The 20,005-nt window shown below is 70.6% G+C and carries 21 protein-coding genes; 7 read left to right on the plus strand and 14 right to left on the minus strand.

The window, feature by feature from the left end:
- From G3573_RS07855 to G3573_RS07885, 7 genes are all read right to left on the minus strand, one after another.
- Positions 1-319, minus strand: a 319-nt coding sequence (locus G3573_RS07855) for a biotin/lipoyl-containing protein (RefSeq protein WP_163260534.1), incomplete at its 3' end; no start/stop codon positions are given.
- A 3-nt stretch (positions 320-322) separates the two neighbouring features.
- A complete protein-coding gene (gene pdhA, locus G3573_RS07860; RefSeq protein WP_163260535.1) occupies positions 323-1,330 on the minus strand; it encodes a pyruvate dehydrogenase (acetyl-transferring) E1 component subunit alpha in 1,008 nt (335 codons plus the stop codon).
- Positions 1,331-1,398: 68 nt separating this feature from the next.
- Positions 1,399-1,713: a septum formation initiator family protein gene (locus tag G3573_RS07865; RefSeq protein WP_163260536.1), complete on the minus strand. Its 315-nt coding sequence runs from the start codon at positions 1,711-1,713 to the stop codon at positions 1,399-1,401.
- Positions 1,714-2,133: 420 nt separating this feature from the next.
- On the minus strand, positions 2,134-3,411 hold the full coding sequence (gene eno / locus G3573_RS07870; RefSeq protein ID WP_163260537.1) for a phosphopyruvate hydratase: 1,278 nt from the start codon (positions 3,409-3,411) through the stop codon (positions 2,134-2,136).
- A gap of 115 nt (positions 3,412-3,526) precedes the next feature.
- Positions 3,527-3,925: a nuclear transport factor 2 family protein gene (locus tag G3573_RS07875; protein WP_163260538.1), complete on the minus strand. Its 399-nt coding sequence runs from the start codon at positions 3,923-3,925 to the stop codon at positions 3,527-3,529.
- 142 nt (positions 3,926-4,067) lie between these two features.
- On the minus strand, positions 4,068-4,250 hold the full coding sequence (rpmF, locus tag G3573_RS07880; RefSeq protein WP_163260539.1) for a 50S ribosomal protein L32: 183 nt from the start codon (positions 4,248-4,250) through the stop codon (positions 4,068-4,070).
- Between the two features lie 315 nt (positions 4,251-4,565).
- Positions 4,566-4,985, minus strand: coding sequence for an MAPEG family protein (locus G3573_RS07885; protein WP_163260540.1), 420 nt, complete (start codon positions 4,983-4,985; stop codon positions 4,566-4,568).
- A gap of 145 nt (positions 4,986-5,130) precedes the next feature.
- Between G3573_RS07885 and G3573_RS07890 the strand changes: the two genes are divergently transcribed.
- Positions 5,131-5,898, plus strand: coding sequence for a hypothetical protein (locus G3573_RS07890; protein WP_163260541.1), 768 nt, complete (start codon positions 5,131-5,133; stop codon positions 5,896-5,898).
- 3 nt (positions 5,899-5,901) lie between these two features.
- On the opposite strand, the gene G3573_RS07895 is transcribed toward G3573_RS07890, so the two are convergent.
- The 4 genes from G3573_RS07895 to tpiA form a co-directional block, all read right to left on the minus strand.
- The gene (locus G3573_RS07895) at positions 5,902-6,405 is read right to left on the minus strand and encodes a GNAT family N-acetyltransferase (protein ID WP_163260542.1); all 504 of its coding nucleotides are present in this window, start codon (positions 6,403-6,405) and stop codon (positions 5,902-5,904) included.
- Entirely contained in the window at positions 6,405-8,054 is a 1,650-nt protein-coding gene (locus tag G3573_RS07900) for a CTP synthase (RefSeq protein ID WP_163260543.1), read from the minus strand. Before G3573_RS07900 ends, G3573_RS07895 begins: the two co-directional genes overlap by 1 nt.
- 92 nt (positions 8,055-8,146) lie before the next feature.
- Positions 8,147-8,593: a preprotein translocase subunit SecG gene (gene secG / locus G3573_RS07905; protein WP_163260544.1), complete on the minus strand. Its 447-nt coding sequence runs from the start codon at positions 8,591-8,593 to the stop codon at positions 8,147-8,149.
- Between the two features lie 130 nt (positions 8,594-8,723).
- A complete protein-coding gene (gene tpiA / locus G3573_RS07910; protein WP_163260545.1) occupies positions 8,724-9,479 on the minus strand; it encodes a triose-phosphate isomerase in 756 nt (251 codons plus the stop codon).
- 135 nt (positions 9,480-9,614) lie between these two features.
- On the opposite strand from tpiA, the gene G3573_RS07915 reads away from it, so the two are divergent.
- The gene (locus tag G3573_RS07915; protein ID WP_163260546.1) at positions 9,615-11,522 is read left to right on the plus strand and encodes a peptidylprolyl isomerase; all 1,908 of its coding nucleotides are present in this window, start codon (positions 9,615-9,617) and stop codon (positions 11,520-11,522) included.
- Positions 11,519-13,012, plus strand: a complete 1,494-nt coding sequence (gene trpE, locus G3573_RS07920; protein WP_163260547.1) for an anthranilate synthase component I — start codon at positions 11,519-11,521, stop codon at positions 13,010-13,012. Before G3573_RS07915 ends, trpE begins: the two co-directional genes overlap by 4 nt.
- 13 nt (positions 13,013-13,025) lie before the next feature.
- Here trpE and G3573_RS07925 read toward each other — a convergent pair whose 3' ends face one another.
- On the minus strand, positions 13,026-13,220 hold the full coding sequence (locus G3573_RS07925) for a hypothetical protein (protein ID WP_205598143.1): 195 nt from the start codon (positions 13,218-13,220) through the stop codon (positions 13,026-13,028).
- A 109-nt stretch (positions 13,221-13,329) separates the two neighbouring features.
- On the opposite strand from G3573_RS07925, the gene G3573_RS07930 reads away from it, so the two are divergent.
- Genes G3573_RS07930 through trpC form a run of 3 tightly spaced genes read left to right on the plus strand, consistent with a single transcriptional unit; the run spans position 13,330 to position 15,725 of the window.
- Positions 13,330-13,920 carry an aminodeoxychorismate/anthranilate synthase component II gene (locus tag G3573_RS07930; RefSeq protein WP_163260549.1) on the plus strand — a complete coding sequence of 197 codons (591 nt, stop codon included), beginning with the start codon at positions 13,330-13,332 and terminating at the stop codon, positions 13,918-13,920.
- A 3-nt stretch (positions 13,921-13,923) separates the two neighbouring features.
- The gene (gene trpD / locus G3573_RS07935) at positions 13,924-14,937 is read left to right on the plus strand and encodes an anthranilate phosphoribosyltransferase (RefSeq protein ID WP_163260550.1); all 1,014 of its coding nucleotides are present in this window, start codon (positions 13,924-13,926) and stop codon (positions 14,935-14,937) included.
- A complete protein-coding gene (gene trpC / locus G3573_RS07940; RefSeq protein ID WP_163260551.1) occupies positions 14,934-15,725 on the plus strand; it encodes an indole-3-glycerol phosphate synthase TrpC in 792 nt (263 codons plus the stop codon). Before trpD ends, trpC begins: the two co-directional genes overlap by 4 nt.
- Positions 15,726-15,730: 5 nt before the next feature.
- Here trpC and G3573_RS07945 read toward each other — a convergent pair whose 3' ends face one another.
- On the minus strand, positions 15,731-16,909 hold the full coding sequence (locus tag G3573_RS07945; protein WP_163260552.1) for an OmpA family protein: 1,179 nt from the start codon (positions 16,907-16,909) through the stop codon (positions 15,731-15,733).
- A 239-nt stretch (positions 16,910-17,148) separates the two neighbouring features.
- Here G3573_RS07945 and lexA point away from each other — a divergent pair, with 239 nt between their 5' ends.
- Positions 17,149-17,844: a transcriptional repressor LexA gene (gene lexA, locus G3573_RS07950; RefSeq protein WP_163260553.1), complete on the plus strand. Its 696-nt coding sequence runs from the start codon at positions 17,149-17,151 to the stop codon at positions 17,842-17,844.
- 10 nt (positions 17,845-17,854) lie between these two features.
- On the opposite strand, the gene G3573_RS07955 is transcribed toward lexA, so the two are convergent.
- On the minus strand, positions 17,855-19,966 hold the full coding sequence (locus tag G3573_RS07955) for a ComEC/Rec2 family competence protein (RefSeq protein ID WP_346427355.1): 2,112 nt from the start codon (positions 19,964-19,966) through the stop codon (positions 17,855-17,857).
- Positions 19,967-20,005 lie beyond the last annotated feature (39 nt).

Consider the following 20,005-nt stretch of genomic DNA (forward strand, 5'->3'; position numbering starts at 1 on the left):
CCGGAGCGGCGGGCGTGGCGGCCTGCGGCTGGGCGGCCGGGGCTTCCGGCGCGGCGGCCGGAGCCTTGGCGGCGCCGGCGGCGTCGCCCTTCAGACGCGCGATCGGGGTGTTGACCTTCACGCCCTGCGTGCCTTCCGGCACCAGGATCTCGGCCACTTCGCCCTCGTCCACGGCTTCCACTTCCATGGTCGCCTTGTCGGTCTCGATCTCGGCGATGACCTGGCCGGCGCTGATGGTGTCGCCCGGCTTCACATGCCACTTCGCCAGGGCGCCTTCCTCCATCGTGGGAGACAGGGCCGGCATGAGGATGTCGGTCATCCCTTAAGCCTCCACGTACACTTCGGTGTAGAGCTCGGACGGATCCGGCTCCGGACTGGTCTGGGCGAACTCGACGGCTTCGAGCACGATCGCCTTGACCTCGTCGTCGATCTTCTTGACCTGGGCGTCGTCGATCCCGGCCTGAGCGATCAGCGTCTTGACCAGATCGATCGGGTCCTTGGTCTTCTTGACCTCGTCGACCTCCTCCTTGGTCCGGTACTTGGCCGGATCGGACATGGAGTGGCCGCGATAGCGATAGGTCTTCATCTCGAGGATGAACGGGCCCTGGCCGGAACGCGCGTGCTCGGCGGCGCGGGCGCCGGCGTCCTTCACGGCGTAGACGTCCATGCCGTCGACCTGCTCGCCCGGAATGCCGAACGAGGCGCCGCGCATGTACAGCTCGGTGGTCGCCGAGGCGCGCTCGATCGAGGTGCCCATGGCGTACTGGTTGTTCTCGATCACGTACACGACCGGCAGCTTCCACAGCTGGGCCATGTTGAAGCTCTCGTACACCTGGCCCTGGTTGGCCGCGCCGTCACCGAAGTAGGTGAAGCTGACGTTGCCGTTGGTGCGGTACCAGTCGGCGAACGCCAGACCGGTGCCCAGCGCCACCTGGCCGCCCACGATGCCGTGGCCGCCGAAGAAGCCGGCCTCGATCGAGAACATGTGCATCGACCCGCCCTTGCCCTTGGACGAACCGCCGGCCCGGCCGGTCAGCTCGGCCATGACTTCCTTGGGGTCCATGCCCGCGGCCAGCATGTGGCCGTGGTCGCGGTAGCCGGTGATGATCTGGTCGCCCTTCTTGGCGATCTCCTGCATGCCGACCGCCACGGCCTCCTGGCCGATGTACAGGTGGCAGAAGCCGCCGATCAGGCCCATGCCGTAGAGCTGGCCGGCCCGCTCTTCGAAGCGGCGGATAAGCAGCATTTCGCGATAGAACTTCAGAAGTTCGTCACGGTCGATATTCGGACGGGCCGCGGATTGCTCCGCAGCCTTGGGCGCACGCGCCATCCGGTCTCCTCCCTAAAGGAACGCGGGTTGGGGCGCGGCTTTAGCACGCACCCTAAGGGGATGCGAAGTCAGGACCGCGCCTGTTGCCGTTTGTGAACGCGGATTACGTAGTCACGCGGATCCGCGAAGCCCAGAAGCACGCGCGCGCGCTCCTCCAGCAGGTCTCGCGACAGGTGGTCGTCACGCAGCAGGCGCACGCGCGCTTCGAGGTCGCGGCGCTCCGCCTGCAGGCGGGTCAGTTCGGCCTGGCGAGCCGCCAGGGTGGTCTCGCGGGACTTCTCGGTCAGCAGGCCCTTGTCGCCCGTCAACGCGTGGAACGCGAAGTAGACGATCATGAAGGCGAAGAACGCCGTCGGCAGATATGGGCGTACGCGAGCGAGCACCTGACGCCCTTTCTGGACGGTGAGGCGAGAACGATTCGGGCAGGTTGAATCTAAAATGCCTAACGATTCGTTATCGTTGACACGATGTCCGAACGATTGGGCTGAAGCCGCAGTGATACGCGGCCAAGGCGCTGATTCTCAAGCCTTCCCTCTCCCCTTGCGGGAGAGGGCGGGCCCCAGGCGCCGGAGCGCAGCGGAGGCCCGCCTGGGAGGGTGAGGGGTCGCGCGACGGCGACCGTGGCGAAACCCCTCATCCGCCCGCGCAGGCCTGCGGGCTTACGCCCTCCGGCGCGCCCAGCCCGCAGGCTGCGGGCGTTCCTCGCGGCGATCGACAAATCGTTGTCGATCGCATCCGGCCTGCTTGCGCAGGCCGGCGCTCATCACCCCTCCTTCTCCCGCAAGGGGAGAAGGAGCTCACCTTCAGATGCGCAGCATGCTGTCGCCGGCGTAGACCGCCTGGTCGCCCAGCATTTCCTCGATGCGCAGCAGCTGGTTGTACTTGGCCGTGCGGTCCGAGCGGGCCAGCGAGCCGGTCTTGATCTGACCGCAGTTGGTGGCCACCGCCAGGTCGGCGATGGTGGCGTCCTCGGTCTCGCCCGAGCGGTGGCTCATCACCGAGGTGTAGCCGGCGCGGTGGGCCATATCGACGGCGTCCAAGGTCTCGGACAGGGTGCCGATCTGGTTGACCTTGACCAGGATGGAGTTGGCCAGGCCCTCGCCGATGCCGGCGGCCAGGCGGGCCGGGTTGGTGACGAACAGATCGTCGCCGACCAGCTGGATGCGGTCGCCCAGGGTCTCGGTCAGCAGGCGCCAGCCCTCGAAGTCGTCCTCGGCGCAGCCGTCTTCGATCGAGACGATCGGGAAGCGCGAGCACAGGCCGGCCAGGTAGTCGACCATGCCCTGCTGGTCGAAGGTCTTGCCCTCGCCCGACAGCACGTAGCGGCCGTCCTTGAAGAACTCGGTGGAGGCGACGTCCAGGGCCAGCTGGAAGTCCTCGCCGGCCCGGTAACCGGCCTGCTCGCCGGCCTTCATGATGAAGGCCAGGGCCTCGTCGGCCGACGCCAGGTTCGGGGCGAAGCCGCCCTCGTCGCCGACGTTGGTGTTGTGGCCGGCCGACTTCAGGGCCTTCTTCAGCGCGTGGAAGATCTCCGCGCCCATGCGCAGGGCGTCGGAGAAGCTCTCCGCGCCGGTCGGCATGATCATGAATTCCTGGATGTCGATCGGATTGTCGGCGTGGGCGCCGCCGTTGATGATGTTCATCATCGGGGTCGGCAGGATGCGGGCCGAGACGCCGCCGACATAGCGGTAGAGCGGCAGGTTGGAGCTGATCGCCTGCGCCTTCGCGGCGGCCAGCGACACGCCCAGGATGGCGTTGGCGCCCAGGCGGGCCTTGTTCGGCGTGCCGTCCAGCAGGATCAGGGCCTCGTCCAGGCGACGCTGGTCTTCGGCGTCGAAGCCGGACAGGGCGTCGAAGATCTCGCCGTTGACCGCGTCCACCGCCTGCTGGACGCCCTTGCCGCCGTAGCGCTCGGGATCGCCGTCGCGCTTCTCCACGGCCTCGTGGGCGCCGGTCGAGGCGCCCGAGGGCACGGCGGCGCGGCCGAACGAGCCATCCTCCAGGGTCACGTCGACCTCGACCGTCGGATTGCCGCGGCTGTCGAGGATCTCGCGGGCGGTGATGTCGACGATGTCGGTCATGGGAGGCTCCGTGGATTAAGCGCGGCAGCCTTTAGCCCGGTGCGGCGTCGCGCCGCAACCGGCGCCGGGGTCGAGAGGCGCCGGGAGCGGCTTGACGGTCACGGTTCGGGAGGCCTCAGTGGGCGACGAACTGGCTGGTGTCCATGAAGCCGCGCCAGCTGGAGATCTTGCCGTTCTTCACCTCGAACACGTGCACCCAGTCGCCGGCGAAGGGCTGGCCGCTCGGCTTCACCTTCCCTTCGGCGTGGCCCAACACGAACAGCTTGTCGCCGGTGGTCGAGAGGTGAAACTCCTTGGGCGTGAACTCGGAATAGTCCTCGGTCTCGGTCAGCGCCTTGAAGAACTCGCGCGCGCCTTCGGGGCCGCGACGGGCGCCGAACGGCTTGTGCTCCTCGCGACGGCCCACGAACTCCCAATGGGCGTCGGGGGCGACCGAGGCGATGATGGCTTCGGTGTCTCCACGGCCATAGGCCTCGTAAGCCTTCTTCACGAGGGCGACGTCGGCTTGGTTCATGACGGTCTCTCCACGCGCCCGCAGGGGGCGCGTTTCAACCGCCGGTCCGAAGGCGTGTTCCGGACGCGAAAAGCCCGCCGCGCGGGTGCGCGACGGGCTGATCACCTAACGACCTCGAGCGGGCCTCCCGGCCCGCGAAGCCTTAGTCTTCCTTCGGCGTCAGGACCTGGCGACCGCGGTACATGCCGGTCTTCAGGTCGATGTGGTGCGGACGCTTCAGCTCGCCGGTGTCCTTGTCTTCGACGTAGGAGTTGGCGCCGAGGGCGTGGTGCGACCGACGCATGTTGCGCCGCGAGGGCGAGGTTTTCCGCTTAGGAACGGCCATGTCCGACTCTCTTCAGGCTTCGGCGCGTCCCCGGGGCGGATGCGCCCGCGAACGCAAAACTTTTGGCGGCGTCCCGAAGGGCGCCGCCGTGAACGCGGGCTTATGCATGAACCGCCGTGGAACTGCAAGCGCCGGGGCGTCCGGGCGGCGCATCACGCTTCGTCGCGCGAAAGCCCCCTTTAGGCGCAAGCCGCGCGCGCAAACCGCGGCGAGGCCCGAAGCTGGCCTCCCCAGCAAGAGCACGCGCCCTCGAGGACCGTGCCGGGCGTCCAGCCCCTGCGACTCGCCCCTCTGAGTCGCAGGGGCTGATCGCCGTCAGCGGAACATGCTGATCGCCCAGCCCGCCCACATGCCCCACAGCACCAGCGCCCCGGCCGAGTAGACCAGGAAGCGGTGCATGACCTTGTTGTAGGTGCACTGGATCAGGCTGTGCAGGACGCGCAGGGCCACGAAGGCCCAAGCCGCGACGGTCATGGCCTCGCCGGTGCGGCCGGTCATGGTGGCGACCACGGCCAGGAAATAGAACAGCACCGGCAGTTCGAGCAGGTTGTTGAAGTTGTTGGCCGGCGCCTGCACCGGCCCCAGCAGCTCGACCACCTGCGCCCGGCTAGCCACCCGGTCCGGCGCGATCCGGTTGCGCTGCATGTAGGGGATCCGACGCGCGTAGAGGACGAACCACACCACGCAGGTCAGGCCGACGAGGGCCGTCGCCGGCCAGATCAAAGACAGGTCCATTTGGGATACTCCCGTTACGCTTCGGGAGCGTCCTAAATCAAAACGGTGAAGCTCGGCAAGGCGGTCCGCTTCCACCGCAACGACGACGGGCTTCGCCGCACCCTCGGTCGCGCGCGTCCAGCGCGTAGCCGAGACAGCCCGGACCATGCTGCCGACCTGCAACACCTTCTGGATGGGCGCCCCGCTCGGCCCCGTCGAACGCGCCTGTCTTCGCTCGGTCGCCCGCCAGGGCCACCGGGTGATCCTCTATAGCTACGGGCCCGTCGACGGCGCGCCGACCGAGGTCGAAGTGCGCGACGCGCGCGAAGTGCTTCCGCTCGCGACCGCCGAGCGGCTCGCCAAAGCCAACTATGCGCTCGCCGCCGACCTGTTCAGATACACGCTGCTGAGCCGGGGCGCGGAGTACTGGGTCGACGCCGACGTCTATTGCCTGCGGCCGCTGGCCTTCGCCGAATCGTACGTGTTCGGGTGGGAGGCGCCCGGCCTGCTGGGCAACGCGATCCTCAAGATCGTCGCCGACTCGCCGCTGCTGGCCGCCCTGATCGAGGTGTTCGAAGGCCGCGAGTGCCCGCCCTGGGCCGGGCGCAACGACCGGCGCGTGGCGCTGCGACAGCTCAAGGCCGGCGAGCGGATCAATCTCGGCGCCCTGTCCTGGGGCGTGGGCGGACCGCAGGCCCTCAGTTGGCTGACCAGGAAGTCCGGGCTGGACTGCTTCGCCCTGCCCCGCTCCGCCTTCTATCCGATCTATTATCGGCAGGCCGACTGGATCCTCGACCCGGCGCGGCCCCTCGAGGCGATCGCCGGGCCTGAAACCTACGCGGTGCACCTCTGGAACAAGGAGATCAGCCGCTTCAAGGCGGAGCCCGCCCCCGCCGGCAGCTTCCTGGCCCGGCTGCAGGCCGAGGGGGCCTGAGGCTCAGACGGGCCGTTCCAGCGCCAGATAGACGCTGTCGCACCATTCCTCGCCGACCAGCCAGGTGTTGGCCGCCCGGCCGGTCTCGACGAAGCCCATCTTGCCCAGCAGCCGCAGGGACGCGCCGTTGCGCGGGTCGACGTCGGCGGTCAGCCGGTCGACCGCATGGGCGGCGAAGACGTGCGGGATGAAGGCCGAGAGCGCCTCGGTGGCGTAGCCCCGGCCCCAGACGTCCGGATGCAGGATGTAGCCGACGTCGGGCAGCCGGTAGCAGCCGGCCTTGCCGACCACCCTGCCCTGCAGCTCGATGACGAAGTCGTCGCTGGCGTCCGGCGGGGCGGTGACCATGCCGTGCAGCCAGGCGCGGGTCTGGTCGCGGTCCGCGTGCGGCGGGGTCGACCAGAAGCGCATGGCGGAGGGATGGGAGAGGACGGCGAAGAGATCGTCCAGATCGGCCGGCTGCGCCCTGCGCAACCTCAACCGATCCGTGACGATCTCCACGACCATCAGACCAGGCGGCTCTGCTCCAGCGCCGCCGCCACGAAGCTGGCGAACAGCGGGTGCGGAGCGAAGGGCCGGGACTTCAGTTCCGGGTGGTACTGCACGCCGATGAACCACGGGTGGTCCTCGCGCTCCACCGTCTCCGGCAGGACGCCGTCGGGCGACAGGCCGGCGAACTTCAACCCCGTGGCCTCGATGCGGTCACGGTAGTTGATGTTCACCTCGTAGCGGTGGCGGTGACGCTCGCTGATGGCGCTGGAGCCGTAGATCTCGGCGATTTTCGAGCCCTGCTTCAGCGTCGAGTCGTAGGCCCCCAGGCGCATGGTGCCGCCCAGGTCGCCGCCTTCGCTGCGGATGACGCGCTCGTTGCCCTGGACCCACTCGGTCATCAGGCCGACCACCGGCTCCGGCGTCCACCCGAACTCGGTGGAGGAGGCTTCCTTCAGCCCCGCCTGGTTCCGCGCCGCCTCGATCACCGCCATCTGCATGCCGAAGCAGATGCCGAAGTACGGGATGTTGCGCTCGCGGGCGAAGCGGGCCGCCTCGATCTTGCCTTCCGCGCCCCGCTCGCCGAAGCCGCCGGGCACCAGAACCGCGTGGGCGCCTTGCAGGCGCGCCTCGCACTCGGCCGGGTCGCCCTCGAAGGTCTCGGCCTCGACCCAGTCGATGTTGACCCGCACGTTGTTGGCGATGCCGCCGTGGTGCAGGGCTTCGATCAGGGATTTGTAGGCGTCCTTGAGGACCGTGTACTTGCCGACCACGGCGATGGAGACCTCGCCGTCGGGCTGCAGGCGGCGCTTGGCCACCTCTTCCCAGCGCGACAGGTCAGGCGCCGGCGCGTCCTTGATGCCGAAGCATTCCAGGACTTCGCGGTCCAGGCCTTCACGGTGGTAGTCCAGCGGCACGGCGTAGATGTCCGCCGAATCCAGAGCCTGGATGACGGCGCTCTCACGCACGTTGCAGAACAGGCCGATCTTGCGGCGCTCTTCGGCCGGGATCGGGTGTTCGGCGCGGCACAGCAGGATGTCCGGCTGGATGCCGATGGAGCGCAGCTCCTTGACCGAGTGCTGGGTCGGCTTGGTCTTCATCTCCCCGGCCGTCTTCACGAACGGCAGCAGGGTCAGGTGGATGAAGACGGCGTCGCCGCGCGGCAGGTCGTTGCCGACCTGGCGGATCGCCTCGAAGAACGGCAGGCCTTCGATGTCACCCACCGTGCCGCCGATCTCGACCAGCACGAAATCGACGTCCGTGCCGTCCTCGGCCTTGGCCGGGGACAGGCAGAACCGTTTGATCTCGTCGGTGACGTGCGGGATCACCTGGACGGTGGCGCCCAGATAGTCGCCGCGCCGCTCCTTCTCCAGAATGGTCTGGTAGATGCGGCCGGTCGTGATGTTGTCCGACTTGGCGGCCGAGACGCCGGTGAAGCGCTCGTAGTGGCCGAGGTCGAGGTCGGTCTCAGCGCCGTCGTCGGTCACGAAGACCTCGCCGTGCTGGTACGGCGACATCGTGCCGGGGTCGACGTTGAGATACGGATCCAGCTTACGAAGCCGGACCTTGTAGCCGCGTGCTTGCAGCAACGCGCCGAGAGCGGCGGAAGCGAGGCCTTTTCCCAAAGAGGAAACCACGCCGCCGGTGATGAATACGTAGCGGGCCATGGGGGTCCATCTTACCCCCGATTCGGGCCGGGGGCGTGAAGATGATTCGTGACGGATCGACGCGCGGCCGTCCGAAGACGGCCGCGATCAGATCATTGCTTAGCGGGCGGGGTCGAAGCCGGAGCTTCGGCCGGAGCCGGAGCGGCGCCGGGCTGACGCACTTCCGGCAGCGGAGCGGCCAGATCGTTCAGCGACGGCGCGCCCTGGCCGTTCGGAGCGGCCGGTTGTTGCGCGGCGGCCGGAGCCGGCGCGGTCTTCAGGCGGTTCAGGTCGATCGAACCGACCGCGGCGGCGTCGACCACCGACGAGCCGCCGCGGGCGAAGTTGCCCACGACCGTCAGGGCGATGCAGTTCACGAAGAACAGCGTGGCCAGGATCGCGGTGGTGCGGGTCAGCAGGTTGCTGGCGCCGCGCGCGGTCATCAGACCGCCGCCGCCGCCGCCCATGCCGAGCGCACCGCCCTCGGACTTCTGCACGAGGACCGCGGCGATCAGGGCGACCGCGATGAGGATCTGAATGACCAGAAGGACAACGAGCATGGCGCACAGGGATTTGGGGCGCCCGGGGGCGCGGATCAAGCGGCCCGTCTAGCACCAAGCCGGAACGGGCGCCATAGGGCTCACGGGTTCAGAGCGCGATCGCCGAAAGCGGACGCCCTGAGCTCACGACTTACGAGACGGCGCGGACGATCGGCAGGAAATCGGCCGCCTTCAGCGAAGCGCCGCCCACCAGGGCGCCGCCGACTTCGCGGACCTTCATGATGTCGGCCGCGTTCGCCGGCTTCACCGAGCCGCCGTATAGAATCGCCGCGCCCTTCCCCGCCTCGCCCAGGCGCGCCACCAGGGCGGCGCGGACGGCGACGTGCACTTCTTCGATCTGCTCGAGGGTCGGGATGCAGCCCGAGCCGATGCACCAGACCGGCTCGTAAGCGACCGAGAAGGGCTTGCCCGCCAGGGACGTCGGCAGGGAGCCGGCGACCTGGGCGGCCACCACCGCGACGGCCTGGCCGGCGTCGCGTTCCGCCAGGGTCTCGCCGACGCAGACGATCGGCTCCAGGCCGGCGCGCAGGGCGGCCTCGACCTTGGCGGCGACCAGAGCGTCGGTTTCACCGTAGCCGGCGCGGCGCTCGGAGTGGCCGAGAATCACCAGCCGGGCGCCGGCGTCGGCCAGCATTTCGGCCGAGATGTCGCCGGTGAAGGCGCCGGACGCCTCCGCCCGGCAGTCCTGCCCGCCGATCTCGACGGCGGAACCGGCCAACTGGCGGCTCATGCGCTCGATCAGGGTGGCGGGCGGGCACAGGGCCACGCGCGCGGCGGCCGGTTCGGCCGCCAGGGCTTCGGCCAACGCCGTCGCTTCCGCGAGCGAGGCGCCGAGGCCGTTCATCTTCCAGTTTCCGGCGATCAGGGGACGGGGCGAATTGGTCATGGCGGGGGTCTTTAGGCGAGCCGAGCGGGCTCGCCAAGCGCGCCTCGCTTGCGGGACCTCGCACGGCTCCACTATACGGCTTCAGGGGCGCCCTCGGCTCGTGCGCGCAAGGGTCCCGGGAAAGAGGTCCGTCTCATGCTCACCGCGTTCCGCAAATTCGCGAAGTCGCCCGTTGCCGCCGGCCTGATCGGCCTGCTCATCGTCGCCTTCGGCGTCTGGGGCATCAACGACATCTTCCGCGGGCAGATCTCGAATTCCGTGATCCAGTCGGGGTCGCGCCAGGTCTCGCCGGCCGAATTCAAGCGCATGTTCGAGAACTACAAGGGCCAGATCGAGCAGCAGTCCGGCCGCCGCATCACGCTGGACGAAATCGTCAAGGCGCGCGCCCACCTGCGCTTCCTGGACGACATGGCCTCCCAGGAGTCGCTGTCGGCCTTCCTGCAGAAGGTCCGCATCGCCCCCGGCAAGGACCTGCTGCTCGCGCAGATCCGCGAGATCCCGGCCTTCTTCGACCCGATCAGCGGCAAGTTCAGCAAGAAGCAGTACACCCAGGCCCTGGCCCGCGAAGGCCTGACCGAAGGCACCTTCGAGCAGGGCCTGCGTGATGAAATCGCCCAGAACCACTTCGCCACCGGCATGGTGGCGGGCCTGCGCGCCCCGCGCATCTACGGCGCCCTGCAGGCCGGGTTCGGCCTCGAGACCCGCGACGTCAGCTATTTCGAAGTCGGGCCGAACGCGATCGAGCGCGTGGCGCCGCCAACCGACGCCCAGCTGACGCAGTTCATGAAGGAAAACGCGGCGCAGCTGACCCGCCCCGAATTCCGCCAGGTGACGGTGGCCCTGTTCACCGCGAACGCCGCCGAAGGCTCGGTGAAGATCGACGAGGCGGAGCTGCACAAGCGCTTCGAGTTCCGCAAGGACTCCCTGTCCCAGGCCGAGCGCCGCAGCTTCGTGCAGCTGACCGCCAAGGACCCGGCCGCCGCCCAGAAGATCGCCGCCGCCCTGCAGGCCGGCCAGGACCCCGCCGCCGTGGCCAAGGCCAACGGCGCGCAGATCGTCCCCTACCAGAACAAGCCCAAGTCGGCCGTGGCCGACCGCATGGTCGCCGACGCCGCCTTCGCGCTGCAGCCGGGTCAGGTGTCGCAGCCGGTGCGCGGCGAACTGGGCCTCGCCGTGGTCAAGCTCCTGGATGTCTCGCCGGGCCAGCAGGTCACCTTCGAACAGGCCCGTCCGCAGCTTGAAGCCGAGCTGCGCAAGGAAGCCGCGACCGGTGCCGTGTACGACCAGGTGCAGAAGTACGAGCAGGCCCGCGAGGGCGGCGCCAGCCTGGCTGAAGCCGCCAAGGTCTCCGGCGCGCGCGTCGTCTCCCTGCCCCCGCTGACCAAGGAAGGCCAGCTGCCGAACGGCCAGCGCCTCGCCGCGCCGCCGGCCCTGCTGGAAACCGCCTGGGGCCTGTCGCAAGGCGGCGAGAGCGACGTCGAGGAAGCCGGCAACGGCGAGTACTACGCCGTGAAGGTCGACAAGGTGCTCCCCTCGGCCCTGCCGAAGCTGGACGAAGTGCGTCCGCAGCTGACCAGCGCCTGGACCATGCGTGAAACCGTTCGTCGCATGCAGGAAAAGGCCGACCAGCTGGCCGAGAAGGTCCGCAAGGGTGAAACCCTGGAAGTCGCCGCCAAGTCGATCGGCGCCAACGTGCGCACCGTCGACAACGTCGGCCGCGACGGCGCCGAAGGCGTCGGCCGCGATCTGACCGGCAAGCTGTTCACCGAGAAGACCGGCGAAACCTTCACCGCCCGCGGCGAACGCCTGGCCTTCGTGGTCGGCAAGGTCGACGCGATCCACGCTCCGGCCGGCCCGATGGCCGCGCGCGTGGCCGAAGACCGTCGTCCGCAGGTGACCATGCAGATCCTCGACGAGGTCGGCGGGGAAGCCCGTACGGCCGCGCGTAAGGCGATGAAGACCAAGACCTGGCCGGACCGCGCCGCGGCCGCGCTGGGCGTCGAGCCCGAACCCGCGACCCCGGCCGACAAGTCGAAGAAATGAGCCTCGAACCCGCGTTCGACGCGTTCGAGCGGGCTTATCGGACCGGCGAGCCCCAGGTCGTCCACCGCCGCGTGGTGGACGACCTGGAGACGCCGGTCTCCGCCTATCTGAAGCTCGGTCACGCCCGCCCCTACGCCTTCCTGTTCGAGTCGGTCGAGGGCGGCGCCTGGCGCGGCCGCTATTCGATCATCGCGCTCAAGCCCGACCTGGTGTGGCGCTGCTTCGGCGACCGGGCCGAGATCGCCCGCGGCGGCGACGTCGACACCGGGCGGTTCACGCCCGAGACGGCTCCCGCCCTCGACTCCCTGCGCGCCCTGGTCGACGCCTCGCGCATTGAGCTGCCCACCGGCCTGCCGCCGATGGCGGCCGGCCTGTTCGGCGTGTTCGGCTACGACATGGTTCGCCTGAGCGAGCCGCTGGGCGAGGCCGGCCCGGACCCGCTGGACCTGCCCGACGCGGTGCTGGCCCGCCCTTCCGTGGTGGCGGTGTTCGACGCCATCGCCCAGGAGATCGTGCTGGCGACCCCGGTGCGCGTCTCCGACCTGCCCGCCGAAGAAGCCTACGCCGCCGCGCGCGCCCGCCTGGGCGCGGTGGAGGACGACCTGCGCCGTCCGCTCGCGCCTTCCGGGCCGCGGGCGCAGCCGACCGAGCAGCCGACGTTCGGCTCCTCGATGACGCCGCAGGAGTTCGAGGCCAAGGTCCTGAAATCGAAGGACTACATCGCCGCCGGCGACATCTTCCAGGTGGTGCTGAGCCAGCGGTTCGAGGCCAGCTTCGAACACGACCCGTTCGCCTTCTACCGCTCGCTGCGGCGCATGAACCCGTCGCCCTTCCTGTTCCACCTGGACTTCGGCGGCTTCCAGCTGTCGGGCTCCAGCCCCGAGATCCTGGTGCGCCTGCGCGACGGCAAGGTCACCATCCGTCCGATCGCCGGCACCCGCCCGCGCGGCGCCACGCCCGAAGAGGACCTGGCGCTCGAACAGGAGCTGCTGGCCGATCCCAAGGAACGGGCCGAGCACCTGATGCTGCTGGACCTGGGGCGCAACGACGTGGGCCGGGTCTCCAAGCCCGGGTCGGTGCGCGTGACCGAGAGCTTCGCGATCGAGCGCTACAGCCACGTCATGCACATCGTCTCCAACGTCGAAGGCGACGCGGCCCCGGAGATCGATCCGGTCGACGCCCTGCTGGCCGCCCTGCCGGCCGGCACCCTGTCCGGCGCGCCCAAGGTGCGGGCGATGGAGATCATCGACGAGCTGGAAGGCCTGAAGCGCGGCGTCACCTACGGCGGCGGAGCGGGCTACATCTCGGCCGGCGGCGCGGTCGACGCGTGCATCGTGCTGCGCACCGCCCTGTTCAAGGACGGTCGCATGTACGTCCAGGCCGGCGCCGGCGTGGTCGCCGACAGCAATCCGACGGCCGAGTACGAAGAGACCCTGCACAAGTCGCGGGCGCTCAAGCGCGCGGCCGAAGAGTGTTGGCGTTTCGGCTAGTTCGGCGCCGCGCTCAGCGCGCGAAGACGGTCGCGTCGTCCGACCGCGCCACGTGGACGCCGGGTCCGAGGATCACCGCCGCGGCCAGCAGCAGGGCCGAGATCGCCGCCAGGGTCGAAGCGCCCAGGGCGGCCTTCAGGCTCCAGCGCACGCGGACCGGCCGCACCAGCTTCGCACGGGCGGCTTTCAGGGCGGACGACTCGGACATCTGGGGCGCGACCATGAGGACACGGCCATCACGTCCGGCCTTGGTTAATGAAATCTGAACGGGGCCCGCGACTTGGCGGCGAAGGCTCCGGACCGTACAGAGAATGCCGATGATCCTGGTGATCGATAACTACGACAGCTTCACCTACAACCTCGTCCATTACCTGGCCGAGTTGGGGGCGGAGACGCTCGTGCGTCGCAACGACGCCCTCACCGTGCAGCACGCCCTGGCCATGGCGCCGGAGGCCGTGCTGCTGTCGCCGGGTCCGTGCGCGCCCGACCAGGCGGGCATCTGCCTGCCGCTGCTGCGCGCCGCGCCGGAAACCCTGCCGATCCTGGGCGTGTGCCTGGGCCACCAGGCCATGGGCCAGGCCTTCGGCGGCGACGTGGTGCGGGCCAAGACCCTGATGCACGGCAAGACCAGCCCGATCGAGCACGCCGACAAGGGCCTGTTCGCCGGCCTGCCCAGCCCGTTCAAGGCCACGCGCTATCACAGCCTGGCGGTGTCGCGGGACACCCTGCCCGCCGAGCTGGAGGTGACCGCCTGGACCGCCGACGGCGAGATCATGGGCCTGCAGCACCGCACCCGGCCGCTGCACGGCGTGCAGTTCCACCCGGAATCCATCGCCACCGAGCACGGCCACCGGCTGCTCGCCAACTTCCTCGATCTGGCCGGCGTGCGCCGGACCGCGGCGGTCTGAGCCGTGTCCGACACCTTCAAGCCGATCCTGGCCAAGCTGGCCGAGGGCAAGACGCTCTCCGACGCCGACGCCGACGCCTTCTTCGCCGCCTGCCTGCGCGGCGAGGCCACGCCCGCCCAGGTGGCTGCGGCGGTCACCGCCATGCGCCTGCGCGGCGAGACCATCTCCGAGATCGCCGCGGTGGCCCGCGCCATGCGCCAGGCCGCCCTGCCCTTCGAGCACCCGTACGACGTGGTCGACACCTGCGGCACCGGCGGCGACGGCGCGCACACCCTGAACATCTCCACCGCCGCGGCCCTGGTGGCCGCCGGGGCCGGCGCGAAGGTGGCCAAGCACGGCAACCGGGCGCTGTCGTCGAAGTCGGGCTCGTCGGACGTGCTGACCGCGCTGGGCGTCAACGTCCAGGCCACGCCGGAGCAGTCGCGCCGGGCGCTGGACGAGGCCGGCGTCTGCTTCCTGTTCGCCCAAGTCTATCACGGGGCCATGCGCCACGTGCTGCCGGTGCGGGCCGAGCTGGGCTTCCGCACGGTGTTCAACCTGCTGGGCCCGCTGTCCAATCCGGCCGGCGCGCGCCGCCAGGTGGTGGGCGTCTACGATCCGCGCCTGCTGGAGCCGCTGGCCCGCGTGCTGGGCGCTCTGGGCGCGACGCGGGCCTGGACCGTGCACGGCTGCGGCCTGGACGAGCTGACCGTCACCGGCGCGACCCAGGTCGTGGAGTGGCGCGACGGCGAGGCCCGCGCCTTCGACGTCACGCCGCAGGCCGCCGGCCTGCCCGTCGCCCCCATCGAGGCGATCCGCGGCGGCGACCCGACGGTCAACGCCCAGGCCCTGCGCGAACTCCTGAACGGCCGCACCGGCCCCTACCGCGACGTCGTGCTGCTGAACGCGGCCGCGGCCTTGCTGGTGGCCGACATCGCCGAAGACCTCCGCCACGGCGTGGAGCTGGCGGCCGCCTCGATCGACGAAGGCCGCGCCCGCACCGCCCTGGACAAGCTGATCGAGACCACCAACGCATGAGCGACGTCCTCGCCCGCATCGCCGACTACAAGCGCCAGGAAGTCGCTGAGCGCAAAGCCGCCCGCTCGCAGGACGCGGTCGAGCGCGCCGCGGCGGCGGCCAGCGCCCCGCGCGGCTTCCAGCGCGCCCTCGAAACCGCCTTCCGGCCCGGCCGCCTGGCCCTGATCGCCGAGATCAAGAAGGCCAGCCCGTCGAAAGGGCTGATCCGCGCCGACTTCGACCCGCCGAGCCTGGCGCGGGCCTACGAGGCCGGCGGCGCGGCCTGCCTGTCGGTGCTGACCGACGCGCCCAGCTTCCAGGGCGCGGACGAATATCTGGCGGCGGCTCGCGACGCGGTCGCCCTGCCCTGCCTGCGCAAGGAGTTCCTGGTCGATCCCTGGCAGGTGGCCGAGAGCCGCGCGCTCGGCGCAGACGCCATCCTGGTGATCCTGGCCATGATCGACGACGCGCTGGCCGGCGAACTGATGGCCGAAGCCGCGCGCCTGGGCATGGACGCCCTGGTCGAGGTCCACGACGAGGCGGAGATGGCGCGCGCGGGCCGACTGGGCTCGCGACTGGTCGGGGTGAACAACCGCGACCTGCGCAGCTTCCACGTCGACCTGGCCGTCACCGAGCGGCTGGCTCCGATGGCCCCGGCCGACGCCCTGCTGGTCACCGAAAGCGGCGTGTTCACGCACGAAGACGCCGCCCGCCTGTCGGCGTGCGGCGCCCGCGCCATGCTGGTCGGCGAGAGCCTGATGCGTCAGGCCGACGTGACCGAGGCCACGCGCGACCTGACGCAGGGCTAGAGCCTCTACTTCTTGGTCACCACCAGGTCGGTCCGCCGGTTCTTGGCGCGGCCTTCCTCGGTGTCGTTGCTGGCGATCGGCTTGGTCTCGCCATAGCCCACGCCGCTGGCGCGTTCCTTGGCGACGCCCTTGGCGTAGAGCGCGTCACGGACCGCTTCGGCGCGCCGCTTCGACAGCTCCATGTTGGCGGCCGGTTCGCCGACGTTGTCGGTGTGGCCTTCGACCACCACGACCGCGTTCGGATAGGCCGTCAGGATCGCGGCCAGCTCGTCGATGGTCGCCAGGGACGCCGCGTCGAGCGCGTTGCTCGCGGTGTCGAAGTTCAGCTGTTCAAACGTGAACCGGCGCGGCGGCGGCGGGGCGGCCGGGTCCTTCAGATAGGCCGCCAGGTTGTAGGTCAGGGACGAGGGCCGCAGCGTCAGCTGGGTCCCGTTCGGCAGGGCCACGACCTCAGTGGCGACGGCCGGCGTGGCCGGCTCGACGGCCGGGGCCGGCGCGGTCACCGGCGGCGGGACTTCCTTATGCTTGCCGCAGGTGCGGACCAGGGCCAGCAGCGCCAGTACGACCAGGGCGGCGATGACCCAGGGCAGCCACTTCGGCCGACCCGCAGCCGCGATCGCCATCGGCTCTTCGGTGCGGACGCCGGGCGCGGCGAAGCCGAGCGTGCTCAGCAGGCCGGCCGGCGCGATGCTCGGCAGCTGGTTGCGGGTGTCGCGCAGAGAGCCCGCCAGCGTGCGCGCGTCCAGCCCGCCGGTGCGGGCCCGCTTGCTGATAAAGCCCAGGAACAGCGGCGCCGCGATCGCCATCAGCGCCGAGGCGGAAGACTTGCGGATTCCGGCATGGTTGGCGACCACGTCGGCGACCGCGTCGGTGCGCGCGCCGAACAGATTGCCCAGGAAGCCCTGGCCGACGCGCCGCGCGGTGTCCGCACCCGGGCCCGGGCGCACGGCGGCGCCGAAATCGTCCAGCAGGGTGCCGTCCGGATCGACCGCGCGCGCCTCGTCGAGCAGGCGCACGGCCCCGGCCTCGCCCGAGAACTTCTCGACCGCGCCGGTCAGCACCGCCGGCAGGGCCGCGCCGATCAGCCCCCGCCGCGTCGCTTCGACACTCTCGCCTGTGGCGGCGGCGACCTGATCTACGGTGTCGCCCGTGATCGACGCCTTGAGTTCGTTCCAGAGATTCATGGTCGTCTCCGCAATCGCACTGGGGCTCGCGCGACCTGCAGACCGCGCCGGGCCGAATGCTCCAGAGAGTGCCGATGGCGCCGTCGCGGCAATCCGTAGAACGCTGTAATTTGACCCCGGGTCGTTTCCTGAGGCGGCGCGTTTCGAGCGTGCGAACGTCAAGCTTCGCGTTCACTTGACATTAACCAGGAACACTTACAGAACATCGAACAGGTTCACGACTTGTTCCGAGGCGGGCGATGCTCACGCGCAAACAGCACGAGCTGTTGATGTTCATCCACGAACGTCTCAAGGAGACGGGCGTGTCTCCGTCCTTCGACGAGATGAAGGAAGCGCTCGACCTCGCGTCGAAGTCAGGCATCCACCGCCTGATCACCGCGCTGGAAGAGCGCGGCTTCCTGCGCCGCCTGCCCCACCGGGCCCGGGCGCTGGAAGTGGTCAAGCTTCCCGAACAGGCCACCACCGCCGCGCCCGCCAAGGGCCGCGCGCCGTTCCGGCCGCAGGTCGTGGAAGGCGCCAGGCCGGTCGAGGCCGCGCCGGTCGCCAACGACGTGCGCGAACTGCCGGTGCTGGGCCGCATCGCCGCCGGCGTGCCGATCGAGGCCATCCAGCACGAGAAGGACCGGGTCCTGGTGCCCGAATCCATGCTGGGCGGCGGCGAGCACTTCGTGCTCGACGTGCAGGGCGACTCGATGATCAACGCCGGCATTCTGGACGGCGACCAGGTGATCATCCGCCGGACCGACCAGGCCAATTCCGGCGAGATCGTCGTGGCCCTGGTGCTCGGCGAGGAAGCCACCCTGAAGCGCCTGCGCCGCAAGGGCGCCTCCATCGCCCTGGAGGCCGCCAACCCGGCCTACGAGACCCGCATCTTCGGGCCCGACCAGGTCGAGGTGCAGGGCAAGCTGGTCGGCCTGCTGCGCCGCTATCACTGAACCCCAGTTCTCACTGAACCCAAGGGCGCTTACCGCGCAGCTCGGCCGCGGTGAGCGCGAGCCAGCGGCCGTCGCGCCGCCAAAGCTCGATCGAGCCGGTCCGCGCCAGGTCGACCGCGTCGAGTACGAGCCGCCCCCGGCAGGCCGGGGGCAGCCGGTCCACGGTCGCGCGCAGGGTCACCACCTCGGCTGAACGGCAAAGCTCGCTGAGCTTGGCCCAGGTCGGCGGCTTCTTTCCCCACCAGGACGCCAGGGCGGGCGCGCCGGCCTTCGGGGCGCACGACCAGCGGTCGCAGGCGTAGAGCGCGTCGCGGGCCGCCTCCAGATCGCCCGCGGCCTCCAGCCCGCGCCGGCGGTCCCAGATGTCGAAGGCGAAGGCCTTGGCGTCGGGCCGCAGCGCGATCGCACGGTCGTCGATCCTGACCGCCGCCGCCGCGCCGTCCGAGGCGATCCAGGCGGCCGGCGGCTCGGCCCTGGGCCATAGCAGCACAGCGGCCGCGAAGGGCGCGCCCAGCCAGCGGGCCCGCCCCTTCCACAGGCAGACGAACAGCAGGCCGAAGAAGGCGATCGGCAGGGCGGCGGCCGGCGCGCTGGCGACCGTGCGGGTCGCGCCCGGCAGGCCGGCGATCCAGGCGCCGACAGCCGTAGTCGCCTGCACGCCCCAGCCGGCCACGTGCAGAAAGAGCCCGCCCAGCCCGATCGGCTCCAGCGCCGCGCCCAACGCCAGGAACGGCATGACCACGAAGCTGGACAGCGGCGCCGCCGCCATGTTGGCCGCCAGCCCGTAGACCGCCACCCGGTTGAAGTGCTGCATGGCGAAGGGGCCGGTCGCCAGGCCCGCGACCAGGCTGGTCATGCAGGCCAGGCCGATCCACGACACCGTGCGCTGGAAGATCAGAATCGGCCAGGGCGCCGAGATCTCGCGCACCAGTCGCGGCCAGACCTCCGCCAGGGCGACCAGGGCGGCGGTGGCCGCGAACGACATCTGGAAGCCCGGCTGAACCACCGCCTCCGGCTTCAGCAGCAGGACGACGAAGGCCGCCGCCGCCAGCGAGTTCAGGCTGATCGGCCGCCGGTCCAGCAGGATGGCGGCGAAGGCGGCCGCGGCGGTCACCGCCGAGCGCTCGGCCGGCGCCGGAGCGCCCGACAACACCAGATAGCCGCCGACCGCCGCGAGGCCGCACACGGCGGCCAGCTTCTTGCCCGAGACGCGCAGCGCCAGCCACGGCCAGGCGGCTACACCGAGCCGCACCGAGAAGAATACGAAGCCGCCGACGATGGCCATGTGCAGGCCGGAGATCGACAGCAGGTGCGCCAGGCCGGAGTCGCGCATGGCGTCCACGTCGGCCTGGGCGATCCACGCCTCATGGCCGGTGGTCATGGCCGCGGCGATGCCGCCCTGCGCCTCGCCCAGCCGCGCCACGATCCGCCGGGCCAGGTCCCAGCGCGCGGCGTTGACGGCCATCTCCGTGCGCAACCGCCAGGGCGGCGGATCCAGGGCGGCCGGGCGCACCTCGCCCAGAGCGAAGCCGACCGCGCCGACGCTGTGGAACCAGGCGTCGCGTGCGAAGTCGTAGGCGCCCGGGCTGGCGGGCGGCGGCGGCGGATTGAGGATGGCGCGCACCCGGATCGCCGTGCCTGGGGCGGGCGCCGGTCCGTCCACGGTCAGGCGGGCGCGTACGGGCGTGGCCTCGGGCGCCAGGCCCTCGATCCAGACCGGGGCCAGCACCAGCCGCGCGCCGCCCTTGCCCGGGCTGGCGACGTCCACCACCCAGGCCTCCATGGTCGCCGGCGCGCCAGCCGCCGCCACCACCGGCGCCGCCACCCGCTCGGACCGCAGCTTGGCCACGCCGAAGCCGGCCGCCACGCACAGGCCGAAAGTCGCCGCCAGGATCGCGGCGAACGGAGCCCGCGTCCGGCGCGTGCGGATGGTCAGCCACAGGAAGAAGACGAAGGCTCCGGCGATCCAGCCCCAGCCCGGTTCGGTCCGCAGGGCCAAGTAGAGCGCGCACCCGGCTCCGAACGCCACCGGCGTCCACAGCGGCCAGCGATCGGCCTGCGCGACCAGGGCCTCGCGCACCGCCTCGCGCATGCGCGCCGTCGCGGACGCTTTCACGGCCACGGGGCTAGGAGACTCGGCCACGCGCGCTATAAGAGCCGC

Origin of the sequence: Caulobacter sp. 17J65-9 (assembly GCF_010975005.1) — a bacterium.
Classification (GTDB): Bacteria; Pseudomonadota; Alphaproteobacteria; order Caulobacterales; family Caulobacteraceae; genus 17J80-11.

What these genes read in the sequence shown, in the direction of transcription:
- pdhA (WP_163260535.1), bottom strand. Translation starts at nt 1,330, where the DNA reads ATGGCGCGTGCGCCCAAGGCTGCGGAGCAATCCGCGGCCCGTCCGAAT.
- secG (WP_163260544.1), bottom strand. Translation starts at nt 8,593, where the DNA reads ATGCTCGTTGTCCTTCTGGTCATTCAGATCCTCATCGCGGTCGCCCTG.
- G3573_RS07900 (WP_163260543.1), bottom strand. Translation starts at nt 8,054, where the DNA reads ATGGCCCGCTACGTATTCATCACCGGCGGCGTGGTTTCCTCTTTGGGA.
- G3573_RS07890 (WP_163260541.1), top strand. Translation starts at nt 5,131, where the DNA reads ATGCTGCCGACCTGCAACACCTTCTGGATGGGCGCCCCGCTCGGCCCC.
- tpiA (WP_163260545.1), bottom strand. Translation starts at nt 9,479, where the DNA reads ATGACCAATTCGCCCCGTCCCCTGATCGCCGGAAACTGGAAGATGAAC.
- trpE (WP_163260547.1), top strand. Translation starts at nt 11,519, where the DNA reads ATGAGCCTCGAACCCGCGTTCGACGCGTTCGAGCGGGCTTATCGGACC.
- eno (WP_163260537.1), bottom strand. Translation starts at nt 3,411, where the DNA reads ATGACCGACATCGTCGACATCACCGCCCGCGAGATCCTCGACAGCCGC.
- rpmF (WP_163260539.1), bottom strand. Translation starts at nt 4,250, where the DNA reads ATGGCCGTTCCTAAGCGGAAAACCTCGCCCTCGCGGCGCAACATGCGT.
- G3573_RS07895 (WP_163260542.1), bottom strand. Translation starts at nt 6,405, where the DNA reads ATGGTCGTGGAGATCGTCACGGATCGGTTGAGGTTGCGCAGGGCGCAG.
- G3573_RS07945 (WP_163260552.1), bottom strand. Translation starts at nt 16,909, where the DNA reads ATGAATCTCTGGAACGAACTCAAGGCGTCGATCACGGGCGACACCGTA.
- G3573_RS07930 (WP_163260549.1), top strand. Translation starts at nt 13,330, where the DNA reads ATGATCCTGGTGATCGATAACTACGACAGCTTCACCTACAACCTCGTC.
- G3573_RS07885 (WP_163260540.1), bottom strand. Translation starts at nt 4,985, where the DNA reads ATGGACCTGTCTTTGATCTGGCCGGCGACGGCCCTCGTCGGCCTGACC.
- trpC (WP_163260551.1), top strand. Translation starts at nt 14,934, where the DNA reads ATGAGCGACGTCCTCGCCCGCATCGCCGACTACAAGCGCCAGGAAGTC.
- lexA (WP_163260553.1), top strand. Translation starts at nt 17,149, where the DNA reads ATGCTCACGCGCAAACAGCACGAGCTGTTGATGTTCATCCACGAACGT.
- G3573_RS07915 (WP_163260546.1), top strand. Translation starts at nt 9,615, where the DNA reads ATGCTCACCGCGTTCCGCAAATTCGCGAAGTCGCCCGTTGCCGCCGGC.
- G3573_RS07925 (WP_205598143.1), bottom strand. Translation starts at nt 13,220, where the DNA reads ATGTCCGAGTCGTCCGCCCTGAAAGCCGCCCGTGCGAAGCTGGTGCGG.
- G3573_RS07875 (WP_163260538.1), bottom strand. Translation starts at nt 3,925, where the DNA reads ATGAACCAAGCCGACGTCGCCCTCGTGAAGAAGGCTTACGAGGCCTAT.